This is a genomic window from Chitinophagaceae bacterium, assembly GCA_016713085.1.
GTDB lineage: Bacteria > Bacteroidota > Bacteroidia > Chitinophagales > Chitinophagaceae > Lacibacter.
In genome coordinates this window covers 13,628-26,326 of record JADJPV010000001.1, presented here as the reverse complement: position 1 = coordinate 26,326, position 12,699 = coordinate 13,628, and the positions used below count along the sequence as shown (strand labels likewise).

Annotated in this window: 14 protein-coding genes and 2 pseudogenes; 9 read left to right on the top strand and 7 right to left on the bottom strand. The window is 38.8% G+C overall.

The genetic code is table 11. The features are described from left to right. Positions 1 to 20: 20 nt before the first annotated feature. Both IPK31_00145 and IPK31_00140 read left to right on the top strand, forming a co-directional pair. Complete coding sequence (locus IPK31_00145; GenBank protein ID MBK8086515.1) at positions 21 to 818, top strand: aminotransferase class I and II; 798 nt, start codon at positions 21 to 23, stop codon at positions 816 to 818. After that, positions 796 to 1,182, top strand: a complete 387-nt coding sequence (locus IPK31_00140; GenBank protein MBK8086514.1) for a DUF3037 domain-containing protein — start codon at positions 796 to 798, stop codon at positions 1,180 to 1,182. The genes IPK31_00145 and IPK31_00140 overlap by 23 nt, the downstream gene beginning before the upstream one ends. A 591-nt stretch (positions 1,183 to 1,773) precedes the next feature. On the opposite strand, the pseudogene IPK31_00135 reads toward IPK31_00140, so the two are convergent. Together IPK31_00135 and IPK31_00130 are read right to left on the bottom strand one after the other, a co-directional pair. Then, positions 1,774 to 2,660 (bottom strand): annotated as a pseudogene (locus IPK31_00135) (patatin-like phospholipase family protein). Positions 2,661 to 2,839: 179 nt separating this feature from the next. Then, entirely contained in the window at positions 2,840 to 3,283 is a 444-nt protein-coding gene (locus IPK31_00130; GenBank protein ID MBK8086513.1) for a cold shock domain-containing protein, read from the bottom strand. Positions 3,284 to 3,554: 271 nt separating this feature from the next. Here IPK31_00130 and IPK31_00125 point away from each other — a divergent pair, with 271 nt between their 5' ends. From IPK31_00125 to IPK31_00105, 5 genes are all read left to right on the top strand, one after another. Beyond that, positions 3,555 to 4,544, top strand: a complete 990-nt coding sequence (locus tag IPK31_00125) for an ABC transporter ATP-binding protein (GenBank protein ID MBK8086512.1) — start codon at positions 3,555 to 3,557, stop codon at positions 4,542 to 4,544. 152 nt (positions 4,545 to 4,696) lie between these two features. Further along, complete coding sequence (locus tag IPK31_00120; GenBank protein ID MBK8086511.1) at positions 4,697 to 5,131, top strand: hypothetical protein; 435 nt, start codon at positions 4,697 to 4,699, stop codon at positions 5,129 to 5,131. 122 nt (positions 5,132 to 5,253) lie between these two features. Beyond that, positions 5,254 to 6,504 (top strand): U32 family peptidase, encoded by a 1,251-nt coding sequence (locus tag IPK31_00115; protein ID MBK8086510.1) that lies wholly within the window; start codon positions 5,254 to 5,256, stop codon positions 6,502 to 6,504. 3 nt (positions 6,505 to 6,507) lie between these two features. Then, positions 6,508 to 6,729, top strand: a complete 222-nt coding sequence (locus IPK31_00110; GenBank protein MBK8086509.1) for a ferredoxin — start codon at positions 6,508 to 6,510, stop codon at positions 6,727 to 6,729. 203 nt (positions 6,730 to 6,932) lie between these two features. Further along, on the top strand, positions 6,933 to 8,180 hold the full coding sequence (locus IPK31_00105; protein ID MBK8086508.1) for a DEAD/DEAH box helicase: 1,248 nt from the start codon (positions 6,933 to 6,935) through the stop codon (positions 8,178 to 8,180). Between the two features lie 9 nt (positions 8,181 to 8,189). Here the strand turns inward: IPK31_00105 and IPK31_00100 are convergent. From IPK31_00100 to IPK31_00085, 4 genes and pseudogenes are all read right to left on the bottom strand, one after another. Continuing rightward, positions 8,190 to 9,263, bottom strand: a pseudogene (locus IPK31_00100) (ketoacyl-ACP synthase III). A gap of 107 nt (positions 9,264 to 9,370) precedes the next feature. Then, positions 9,371 to 9,766 carry a hypothetical protein gene (locus tag IPK31_00095; GenBank protein ID MBK8086507.1) on the bottom strand — a complete coding sequence of 132 codons (396 nt, stop codon included), beginning with the start codon at positions 9,764 to 9,766 and terminating at the stop codon, positions 9,371 to 9,373. A gap of 80 nt (positions 9,767 to 9,846) precedes the next feature. Next, positions 9,847 to 10,089 (bottom strand): short-chain dehydrogenase, encoded by a 243-nt coding sequence (locus IPK31_00090; protein ID MBK8086506.1) that lies wholly within the window; start codon positions 10,087 to 10,089, stop codon positions 9,847 to 9,849. A gap of 60 nt (positions 10,090 to 10,149) precedes the next feature. After that, the gene (locus IPK31_00085; GenBank protein ID MBK8086505.1) at positions 10,150 to 10,422 is read right to left on the bottom strand and encodes an RNA-binding protein; all 273 of its coding nucleotides are present in this window, start codon (positions 10,420 to 10,422) and stop codon (positions 10,150 to 10,152) included. Between the two features lie 255 nt (positions 10,423 to 10,677). On the opposite strand from IPK31_00085, the gene IPK31_00080 reads away from it, so the two are divergent. Further along, entirely contained in the window at positions 10,678 to 11,070 is a 393-nt protein-coding gene (locus tag IPK31_00080; GenBank protein MBK8086504.1) for a VOC family protein, read from the top strand. A 140-nt stretch (positions 11,071 to 11,210) separates the two neighbouring features. On the opposite strand, the gene ric is transcribed toward IPK31_00080, so the two are convergent. After that, positions 11,211 to 11,930: an iron-sulfur cluster repair di-iron protein gene (gene ric / locus IPK31_00075; GenBank protein MBK8086503.1), complete on the bottom strand. Its 720-nt coding sequence runs from the start codon at positions 11,928 to 11,930 to the stop codon at positions 11,211 to 11,213. 146 nt (positions 11,931 to 12,076) lie between these two features. Here ric and IPK31_00070 point away from each other — a divergent pair, with 146 nt between their 5' ends. Next, positions 12,077 to 12,619 carry a GNAT family N-acetyltransferase gene (locus IPK31_00070; protein MBK8086502.1) on the top strand — a complete coding sequence of 181 codons (543 nt, stop codon included), beginning with the start codon at positions 12,077 to 12,079 and terminating at the stop codon, positions 12,617 to 12,619. Positions 12,620 to 12,699 lie beyond the last annotated feature (80 nt).

The window sequence follows — 12,699 nt, the reverse complement described above, 5'->3', positions numbered from 1 at the left end:
GTAATCTTTGTTGCAGGAATATGAATGTGCAACAAACAGAAATAAGAACAGTACAGGTAATGCGCTATGTAACTCCTTTGCGTGAAGGAGGTTCATTGCCTGCAATTGCCGAAGCCGACGACGGATTTTTATATGTTTTGAAATTCCGTGGAGCAGGGCAGGGAAGTAAAGCGTTGATCGCTGATCTGATTGGCGGTGAAATTGCAAGAGCTCTTGGATTAAAAATTCCTGAAATTGTATTTGCCAACCTCGATGAAGCATTTGGCCGCACAGAACCCGATGAAGAAATTCAGGATCTGCTGAAGGCAAGTGTTGGACTGAACCTGGCATTGCATTATTTATCAGGAGCCATTACTTATGATCCTGCAGTGAAACGGCTTGATTCAGCACTGGCTTCAAAAATTGTTTGGCTTGATGCCTTTTTAACCAATGTTGACCGTACTGCTAAAAATACGAATATGCTCAGCTGGCGGAATGAACTCTGGCTCATTGATCATGGTGCCGCTTTGTACTTTCATCATTCATGGCAGAACTGGGAAGAGCAGTCGTTGAAGCCATTTGTACAGATTAAAGATCATGTGTTGCTGAGCCAGGCAGGAGAAATTGAAAAGGCAGATGAATCATCAAGAGTGATTTTGACAGCAGAAAAAATAAAATCAGTTGTTTCCTTAATTCCTGATCTGTGGCTGCAGAATGAGGACATGCAGGGAAGTGCGGAAGCAATGCGTGAAGTATACAGTAATTTTTTAATCAGCAGGGTTCAACACTCTGCTATTTTTGTAAACGAAGCACTGCATGCAAGACAATCACTTATTTGAATATGCTGTCATCAGGGTTGTACCACGGGTGGAACGGGAAGAATTCCTGAACGTGGGTGTTATTGTGTACAGTAAGAAGCCGGCTTTTTTACAGATGATGTATACGCTGGATGAAAAGAAACTGCTCACCTTATTTCCTGAAATAGATATTGACGATGTGCGTTCTCATCTCGAAGCGTTTGAACAAATCAGCAAGGGTAACAGCGATGCCGGCCCAATTGCCGCACTTGATCTTGCTTCCCGTTTTCGCTGGTTAACAGCTAAACGGAGTACTGTAGTACAAAGTTCAGCAGTGCATTCAGGATTATGTAAAGATGCTTCTGAAACAGTTACTCATTTACATCAGCAATTGGTGTTAGGGTAAGAAAAAATTTAAATGTAAGTACTAATGAAAAGCTCTAAAATCGAAGTCCTTCTGGCTTTTTTCATTTCACTAATTCTGTTCGTATCTGTATACTTTGCATTTAGCGACTTGTTTGAATTTATGCTTCCAAAAGCTGACAATGGATATTATTCAGAGACGGATTTTTTGAGCATTTCCAGAATAGCATTGGTGTTTTCATTGGTATTTGGGTTAATGCCGTTTTTCCTATTATTAATCTGGCGTGTGACACCCATTATTTCAAAAAAGCAGAAAATGATAAGCATTCTGATTATACTTGCCAGTATAACTCTTTCTATTTTAGTAAGACAACAAATGATACGATCATATTTTTCAACTATGGCGAGGGGCTTAAATACAGCCAATGAAAAATTCACGGTAAACTATCCCATTAGCAAGATAAACTTTGAATTTTATTTATTCATCGGGCTTTGCATTGGATGTATAATATCCTATAGCGTGTTTAAACAAAAAAAGTAAGCACTAAATGTTTAGAGTTTGACATTAAACACGGTTATAATCTGAAAGGTTATTTTGAAAGCGTTCTTAAGTAGGCTGATTTTTGGGAGATTTTCAGGAAAACTTACTGATTTCATATTTATTCATCCCTTCATTATAAGCTTCCTTTCCCAATGCAATCAATTCAGCAGCCCTATAAAATTCAAAAGAAGAACAGGTGTTACGGGGAATTTCAATTAACACATCAGGCGGATAAAACCGGATCATCATCTCCGTTAACCTGTCTTGCGTAAAATTGTAAGAGGTTCTTAATAATTCAACCAGTGAATAATTTAATGTGTTGCTGTTGTTGTCTTTCTTTATTACGGGAAGTGAAATGGTTTTTAACCATGCCCATGTATCAGCTGCATTCTCCGTTATCTCCTGTTTCGCAGGTGCAGGTTGTTTCGGTTTTGCATGTCCATTGAGATTCACTGCAACAATCAACTCACCTTCATTTCTGGTTACTAAGTTTAACGGTAATGGATTTAATACTCCACCATCCACCAAATAAGAATCTGCTTCCTGAACAGGTGTAAACACCCCGGAATACCAATGGAAGCACGCAGTGCTTTATACAAATTGCCCGATTGAAAGTGGATTTCCTTTTTGTGCATGATATCTGTAGCCACAGCTGTAAACCTGACTTTTAAATCTTCTATTTTCTGTTCACCCGTAAATCCATGTAACTGGGCAAGCACACGTTCGCCTTTTACAAAGCCCTGTTTGGTAAATGTAAAATCGAACAGGTTGAACACTTTTGTTTTGTTCATTGTAAGCAACCAATCCTTATAGGCAGTTAAGTACCCGGCACAATACATGCCGCCAACTACTGCACCCATGGAGCAGCCGGTTACGCTGATGATTTCAAAGCCCTGTTCTTCCAGTAATTCAATTACGCCAATATGTGCAATACCTCTTGCGCCACCACTTCCTAATACCAGATGTACTTTCTTTTGCATGGTGAATTCCTGCTGACTGTGATTCTTAAAATTAAATGTACGAAACAAGTTTATCCTGACTAATGATATAAAGTATCTGCTGAGTTAATTTGCTATAAACTAAATTCATAGAAAGCAAAGAATGCTGAAAATAAAAAAGAGGGCAACGCCCTCTTTTTTATTTTATAAATAAGGTAATTTTAATTTGCCATTTTAACATTAATCGCACTTGCACCTTTCTGCGTCATTTCCACTTCAAAAGTTACTTTGTTGTTTTCTTTAATGGCTTCTTTTAAACCATTGATATGTACGAACACACTTTCCTGTGTTTCCATATCCTTGATAAAGCCATACCCTTTTGATTCGTTGAAGAAGGTAACAATACCTGTTCTGATGAGATCTGCAGGATCAACCGGTTCGTGTTTAGGGACACCGATTTCAATGTCTTCCAGTCGCACTTTTCTCATCTTTTTAGGGTCTGGGGGAGTTGATGAGATATTCCCGTTCTCATCAATATACGCCAGCATATCATCAGGATTTTTGCTTTTAGCGGTTTCCTTCCGTTCCTGCTTTCTTTCTTCTTTTTCTTTCCTGCTTTGCTGCTTTTTCTTTTCTCTTTCTTTTTTATTCCAGGTTTCTGCCATAATTGTTTTTATCGAGTGATGAATATTTCTCCAAACGGAGAAGGATAATGACGAAGTTGATCTGGGGAAAAAGGGGGAATATTTTCAGCAGATTAGGTCAAAGATAAGCTTTTTACAGCCGCAACTCGTTCCTGCTTAAGACTTGTGAATAAAAAGTCAGTTGCTGTTTTTCATTGTCAATTGCTCAACTTCTTAATCTTGAGTAACCACAACTGATTCTGCAGAAACTGGCTTTTCTTGTCATTTGCAGCGTATGGTTTATTTTCGAACCATGGCTTTGTTATCAGTTACAGGAATCAGTATTGAAGGGAAGGGGAACTTTTCAGTAAAGGATATCAACTTTACTCAGGAATACGCTCAAAACATTGCCATCGCAGGTGAAACGGGGTCGGGTAAAACAACCTTGCTGAAAATGATTGGCGGATTGGCTGAACCTTCTGCCGGTGAAATACGGTTTGAGGGTAAGAAAATTCTTGGCCCGAATGATCAGTTGATTCCGGGGCACCCAGGTATTGGCTACCTGAGCCAGTATTTTGAGCTGCGGAATAATTACTGGGTACGGGATCTGCTGGAAATGTTTAATAAGCTTAGCGAAGAAGAAGCGGCTAACCTGTACCGTATTTGCCAGATTGATCATTTAACAGGCCGTAAAACTGATCAGCTTTCAGGCGGTGAGAAACAACGGATTGCTTTAGCCAGGTTACTGATCGGGTCAACCCGTTTATTATTGCTCGATGAGCCTTTTTCCAATCTTGATGCTGTACATAAACGAACCATCAAAAAAGTAATTCATGACCTGGGTGAAAAAATGAACATCTCCTTTATTATGGTTTCGCATGACGCACTGGATATCCTTTCATGGGCGAATACCATTCTTTTAATGAAAGATGGAAGGGTTGTTCAGAAAGGAACGCCAAAAGAAGTTTATCAGCAGCCCATCAATGAATATTGTGCTGGTCTTTTGGGTGATTATAATTTAATCGATGTCAGGAAATCTTGTTCATTTACATCTTTGAGCAATGTTGATTTAATGGGTAAGAAGATGCTTATCCGCCCCGAACAGTTTACCATCACTGATTTCGAAAGCAATTCAGTTGCGGGTATTGTAGAGCAGGTACTTTACTGGGGCAGTTATTATACCATTGATGTATTGATTGACCAACAATCAGTAAGAGTAAAAACAAACAAAAATGAGCTAACAACTGGTAGCAGGGTGTTTCTCTCCTGTAACACAGAAGATATATGGCTGATTAATGATTGATTTCTCCCATATGGCGGGTAACTAACAATATTTACGGGTAGCCGGAATTAACGATCATCAGTCCGGCAGATAATTTTAATCATTTCCTGCTTCGGCATTAAGTTTAAACTTTATGCCGTTAAACAATAACCTTTCATAGAAAAATAGAAAAAATGAAAAAAGAATACTGGATCAATGTAAAACATGTAGATAACAGAATGGTCATTTTCCTGAATGGTGAAACAATCTGGGACAGTGGAATTACCCATAATGATCCTGAAATGAATCATTTCATCAATATTTCTGAAGCACTTGCAGAGCATCCGCATCATACAAGTGAATTGATTTTTGAAGGGTACAATGATACGTATTCATCTACGGGATCAGAAGATGATTTAAATCCCTGGCATTTTCATTACAGGGTGTTTACACGTTCAGTAGATGAAACAGGAAAAATTCTGAATGAAACAGACCTGGTTATTCCTTACAATGAAAAACATTTTTCAAACCCCAATATCAGGGCCATCAATAACCGTTATCACCTGATTAATAAAGAAAATGGATTTAAGGTGATTTCAAATGCACTGTCGCAACAGTTTAGCAATTAAGTGATGGATTTTCTTCCGGCAGCTATAATCATCCCCCTCTGAACAAGGTTGGTTTGCTTACTGATTAAACTCAGCTATAAACTTGAGGCATGTAAGTATTTTTGCAGCTCAATTGTCAATTCATGGATTTAACTAAAGTGGAATTAATGTCGCCTGCCGGCAGCTTTGAATCAATGCAGGCTGCCATACAGGGAGGTGCAGACGCTGTTTATTTCGGCGTAGAACAACTCAACATGCGTGCAAGAGCCACCATGAATTTCACTGTTGATGATTTACCTGAAATTGCTTCTCTCTGCAATAAAAATAATATTCGCAGCTATCTTACTCTCAATACAATTGTTTACGATCATGATCTGTCGTTGATGAAAACAGTCATCAATGAAGCAAAAGCCGCAGGGATCACAGCTGTGATTGCATCCGATCAGGCAGTGATTGCTTATGCACGCAGCCAGCAAATGGAAGTGCATATTTCTACGCAATTAAATATCACCAATCTTGAAACAGTTCGCTTCTATTCGTTGTTTGCAGATGTAATGGTGCTATCGAGAGAATTGAGTTTACGGCAGATAAAATCAATTTGCGATGGAATTAAAAAAGAAAACATCAAAGGCCCTTCAGGTAATTTAATTGAGATTGAAGTATTTGCTCATGGTGCTTTGTGCATGGCAGTTTCAGGAAAATGTTATCTCAGCTTACATACGCAAAATGCATCTGCCAATAGAGGCGCATGTTTACAGAATTGCAGAAGAAAATACAAAGTGATTGATATTGAAGATGGTCATGAGCTGGAGATTGACAACGAGTATATCATGTCGCCCAAAGATCTCTGCACAATTGATTTTATCGATCAGCTACTTGAAACAGGAGTGAAAGTGCTGAAGATTGAAGGAAGAGGGAAAGGCCCTGATTATGTAAAGACTGTTACGCAATGTTACCGTGAAGCGATTGACAGTTATTACAAGAATACCTATTCATCTGAAAAAGCAGCAGCATGGATAAAGCGCATGGAAGAAGTATATAACCGGGGTTTCTGGGGTGGTTATTTTCACGGTCAGCAAATTGGTGAGTGGACAGATATGTCAGGTTCAAAAGCAACGGTTAAAAAAATCTATCTTGGTAAAGGCAATCATTATTATCCCCGCAATAAAATTGCTGAGTTTAAAATTGAAAGTTACCCTTTGCATGTTGGCGACAGGGTAATGATCATTGGAAAAAACATCGGCGTTGTAGAAACAATTGTTGAATCACTGCATGTAAATAATTCTGGTGCAGCAACTGTAGCTGAGAAAGGCGATCTTTGTGCATTCCCGCTGGATACACCTGTTCATCATTCAGATAAATTATATAAGATAGTTGCAGCAGATGCAGAATAAATTATGATCATTATTACCCAGCAAAGAGAAAAGTGTATTGGCTGTAACTACTGTGTGGAGGCTGCTCCTGACCGCTGGCGTATGTCGAAGCGTGATGGAAGAAGTACATTGGTGGATGCAAAAAACAGCAGAGGATTCTGGACGGTTAAAGTGAATGATGATGAGAGGGAAGCCAATGAAAAAGCGGCTAAACTCTGTCCTGTTAAAATTATTCGTGTTAAATAATACTGTAAGCTAATAGCAGGGCCTAAAAGAAAAAGCTTCCTTTTCCGGTAAAAAAATGTAGTTTTACAGTTCTTAATGTTATTGCCCTCTCTGTTTGTGTGGTCTTTCTCCCCAAATAAGTGATGTTCTAACCTAAGGCAGATAAAGTACCCGATCGTTTTTTGGTAGCCTTATCACATTTATTAATCAAAAAGAATTTTATAGTGTCATTTAACAATTTGCAGCTCGTTGAGCCTGTATTACAGGCCTTGAGCAAAGAGGGGTATACCACTCCAACACCTATCCAGGAACAAGCCATTCCAGCTATTTTACAAAAACGTGATTTACTCGGTTGTGCCCAAACAGGTACCGGTAAAACAGCAGCGTTTACCATTCCGATTCTGCAGCTGATGTTTCAGCAGTTCGAAATTGAAAAACCAAAGTATCGCCGTATTCAAACGCTGATCCTTACTCCAACCCGTGAGCTGGCTATCCAGATCGGGGAAAGTATACAGGCGTATGGACATTTTCTTCCATTCAATCATAAAGTGGTTTTTGGAGGCGTGCCGCAATTTAGCCAGGTACAGGCCATCCGTAATGGAGTTGATATTATTGTTGCAACACCCGGTCGTTTACTCGATCTGATGCAGCAACGAGTAATCTCATTAGAAGATATCAAATATTTTGTACTTGATGAAGCTGACCGTATGCTTGATATGGGTTTTGTGCATGATGTAAAACGCATCATTGCGAAACTTCCTGCCAAGAGACAAACCTTGTTTTTCTCAGCAACCATGCCCAATGAAATTAAACAGCTGGCAGATATTTTATTATCTAATCCTGTAAAAGTTGAGGTAACTCCTCCCGCTTCTACGGTTGATATGATTCAGCAATCAGTTTATTATGTTGAAAAGCATAACAAACAATCTTTACTCATTCAGTTGCTGAAAGATGAAACCATTGAAACTGTATTGGTGTTTACACAGATGAAACACGCTGCTGATAAATTAACTGTGCAGCTTAACCGTGCAGGGATCCGTGCAGAAGCGATTCATGGTAATAAAGCACAGAATGCAAGACAACGTGCATTGGAGAATTTCAAAAACAGAAAAACCCGTGTATTGGTTGCAACTGATATTGCAGCACGTGGAATAGATATTGATGAGTTAACGCATGTTCTCAACTTTGAGTTGCCGAATGTTGCTGAAACTTATGTGCATCGTATTGGCCGTACCGGCAGGGCAGGAGCCAGCGGTATTGCAATTTCTTTCTGCGACTGGAGTGAAAAAACTTTTTTGACTGATATTCAAAAGCTCATTAAGAAAACAATTCCTGTTGTAAAAGATCATATGTACGACATCAGTTCCATGCACAGTATGCCGGTTGCTGCTAAACCAGCCGGGGCACCAGTTGCCGGATTCCATAATGCTGCAAGAGGCAAGCGTTACGGGAAGGCATTCATGCAACGTTAATACATCATCTTAATACCGGTAACAAACAGCATTGATGTTCATGCCGGCTCCAACAGATGCAAACATAATTACATCACCGGGGTTCACCTGGTGATGTTCTACTTTTTCTTTCAATACAAGGTCATACAAAGTAGGAACTGTTGCTACAGAACTGTTACCCAGCCAGTGAATACTCATGGGCATAATATGTTCAGGGGCCTTTGGTATATCGTATAACTGGTAAAGACGTTTAACGATGCCATCATCCATTTTTTCATTCGCCTGGTGTATAAATACTTTCTTCAGTTGGCTGATATCAACACCACTTTTATCTAAGCAATCTTTCATGGCTGCAGGCACATACTTCATTGCATATTCATACACCTTACGCCCTTTCATTTTGATATAGCGGATTTTCGGATCACTTTCCGGATAAAAGGATTGGCCCATGTGGATGTAATCCACCTCTTCTATTGAATGCGTTTGCACAGATGCGCTCAGTATCCCTGAACCCTCTTCATTTGTTTCTTTGTATTCAAGTACTGCAGCACCTGCACCATCGCTAAAGATCATGCTGTCACGGTCGTACATATCAATTACTCTCGATAATGTTTCTGTGCCAACTACAAGAGCTTTCTTTGCAATACCTGCTTTAAAAAAAGCATCTGCCTGTATTACACCCTGTATCCAGCCTGGACAGCCAAATAAAATATCATAAGCAACGCAATTCGGGTTGTGAATACCAAGCTCATGTTTTATAAGTGCAGCTAAAGAAGGCACTGCATCTGTTTGAATGGTATGCTTAATAACATTGCCGAAATTATGGGCAACAATAATATAATCCAGTTCTTCCGGATTTATACCACTGTCTTCAATGGCTTTCTGCGCAGCAATAGCACCAATATCTGAAGTGGTTAAATCATCTGTTGTATAACGACGTTCCTCAATGCCAGTGATCTGTTTAAACTTTTCTACAATTACAGTAGAGGAGTTGGAAGGGGTTGCTGGTTATCAGCATAAAAAGGTTTGTTTGGCAAAATCGTTATTTGATTGTACAACAGGTGGAATATAAGATCCGGTGCCTGTAATAACTGAGCGATGCATATTGATTCAAATTGAGGTCAAAAAAAACTGCTGACGATTTTAATCGGTCAGCAGTTAAACTAATGTTCTGTTATAAAGTTAATCATTAACAGCATTCAACAAATAAATCAGGCTGATTCAACAGTTTCTGCTGTTGCTTCATCTGCAGTAATTTCATTTGTTTCCTCTGTTTCTGCTTCAGGTACCGGTGTATTGTTTTTGATCGTAAGCAAAAAATCATTGCTCATCGAAAATTCAAAATTCTGACCGGGAAGTAACTTCCTTGTCAGCTCGTCTTCCTGTAACAAAACAGCAAATTCTTTAGCCAGTGGAAGTTGTTTTACTGCAGTATTGATACGGCCGTTATTTAACTGAAGCTGTGAAAAACTATATTTTATTTTACGTCCGCCTGCTGCTCTTTCAAAATCGGTATGGTTCATATTCAGCGTTTGAGCGCCGCTTGCCGACCGTTTCAAAAGAATTACAATAACGGGCAAATATTTTTTCCAGGTTTGTGTAAACATACTTCAATTGTTTTTCTGTTCTTCTTTTCGGATGTTTGAGCAGAAAGCTCAGTACTCCGGTAATTACTTACAATGCCAGGTTAATTGTTTTCACTTAAACGTGTAAACTCTGCGCCATTATAAATACGTGCCAGGTTACTGTCTTTCGTTTTTTCCCATTCTTCCACTTTTGAAGCAGATACAATGCGCCAAAAGTTTTTAGATTTCAGTTCATCATAATCATTGGTGCGGATAAACACACCTTTAACCGTATCTCTTTGTTTAAAATGAATATTCACCTTCGCATTTTTCTGTCCTTTGTTATCGATGAATTTTTCAATCATGTCATTCGTCATACGTGAAATTGTTTGATTAAGAAAATGATGACTGTACCTGCAATCAGATTACCATCTTGTATTGCTGCGTGGTTTCTCTTCACGTGGTCTTGCTTCTACTACTTTAATTGCACGGCCATCAGTGGTAGTGCCATTGAGCTCATCGATCGCCTTTTGTGCAGATGCATCGTCGGGCATTTCAACAAATCCAAAGCCACGGCTCTGATTGGTCATTTTGTCAAAAATTACTTTAGCTGAAGAAACGTTGCCGTAAGTGGCAAATAAATTTTTCAGGTCAGCGTCTTGTACGTTGAAACCTAAATTTGAAACATAAATGTTCATGTCTGATAAAAATTATAATTTAATAAAACTTGAGCGGAATGCTGGTGTAAAAGAAAAATACTAGAACAGAAGAATGATTGATCGCTTACAAGAGATTAACTCAAATGACGCTGTAAAGGTAGGTTTTATTTGCGAGGCGGTCGATTTTAATTTTATGCTGTTGTAACTTCTTTGCCTGCCTGTATATAGCTAATTCACAGCATTTTAACTTATGATATCAGCCGATGATTTACATTTGAAAAACAAGCAATCTATATGAAACAGCAAATTGCACATATCGCTTTAGTGGTTCGGGATTATGATGAAGCAATTGATTTTTATACAGGCAAACTCAGTTTTACATTAGTGGAAGACACGGTTTTAAGTGAGACAAAACGGTGGGTCCGCATAGCTCCACCCGGCTCCTCAGGTACTCAGCTTTTACTGGCGAAGGCTGCTAAGGATGAACAGGTAAGCAGGATCGGCAATCAAACAGGTGGCCGTGTATTCTTATTTCTTTATACCGATGATTTTTGGCGTGATCAACAGCAAATGCTTAAAAAAGGGATTGAATTTGTGCGGGAACCTGTTGCGGAACCTTATGGAACAGTAGCAGTGTTTAAAGATTTGTATGGAAACCTTTGGGATTTGATTGAGCCTAAAAAATGACATGGCTTTTATTAAGCATTTGAAACCCTCAGCAATTCATTTGACTAAGTGATGAATTCATATAGCAGGCTATCCTCTTAAAAAAAATCCTGACAGCTTACACTGCCAGGAACAATAGTTTTACATAAGGACTAATTTAATTAAAGTGCTGCCAGCAAAAGCTCTTCTGCCTTTGGAAACAGGATATTATTTTCAAGATGCACATGCTGATGCAGATCTTCTTCAAATGCTTTAAGTTCATTGATCACTAATGCAAATGTATTGCAGGCCCCGACAGGAGCTGTGTAATTGTTGGTAAGCTGCCTGATCTCATCCAGCCCATTTCCTGCATGTGTATGCTCAGCCTCCATTACACTTACAGGGCCACTGATAAAATTAGAACTGAATTCAGTATGTTCAATTTTTTTACCGGCATAATAAACTTCACGAATACGTGGAAAGAGAATCATTTCTTCTTTTTGCATATGTGATTGAAGTTCATCTGCAACTTCAAGAAAGGTTGTATATACTTTTTTCATTTCGGGATAGCGGTCGCCATGTTTAGAAGCTACACGCAGTAAATGTTCTTCAATTGGTTGAATTGTTTTTTTTACAAAAGAGTGGTGTTTCAGAATAATATGGCTGATGAGTTGTTCGGGATCGTATGAATCAAAATCCTGGTCATTTTCTGTTGGGTCGCCAATTGCTTTCGCCAGTTCATATACCAGCGTATCAAGAGGCAGGTTTTTTTCTTTACATGCTTCTTCCAGGCTCCGTTTACCGTTGCAGCAGTAATCAAGGTTATATTTTTCGAAGATAAGTGCTGTTGCATGATATTGTTTAACAATATTGCCAAGTGTGCTTTGTGTACTTATTTGCATTTGTGTTAATTTTCACAAAATTATTCTGCATCAACAGAGGTCATTATGATTTCAATCACAAAACATCTTTTTTATTCTCATCGAATTGTCAAATCATATTAACTTCATCTGAAGTGTTTTCCTTATTAATAATAAACCTGTCATCTATGCTTCATCTGAATTTTCATCCATTCCCCGAATTAAAAACTGAACGGCTGCTGTTACGCAGAATAAAAATCAGTGATGCACCTGAGATTTTTTTTCTCCGGTCGGATGAGCAGGTGCTGCAGTTTATAGGTAAAGAGCCTGCGGCAAATGAAGAAGTGGCAAAAGAGTTTATTGAAAGTATTAATCTTGATATAGATGCAAACCAGGCAATCATGTGGGGTATTGCTTTAAGTGAGAATCCCTCAATCCTCATTGGCAATATCTGTTACTGGCGCATACAGTCGCAGCATCACCGTGCAGAAACAGGTTACACATTGCATCCTGCTTACTGGCGAAAGGGAATTATGAAAGAAGCTTTATTGAAAGTACTGGAATATGGATTTGAAGAAATGAAACTGCATAGCGTAGAAGCCAGAACATCTTCCGGCAATCTTGCGTCTGCTGCAATACTCAAATCAACAGGCTTTGTACAGGAAGGATACCTGAAGGAAGAATTTTGTTTCAGAAACAAATTTTATGATACAATTATTTTTCGAAGTTAAAATAAAGTCATACTTCAGTCATTGTGTTTTTCTATTCGAAAAAGGCATAATTATCAGTATCTTTAAAATGATACTTATAC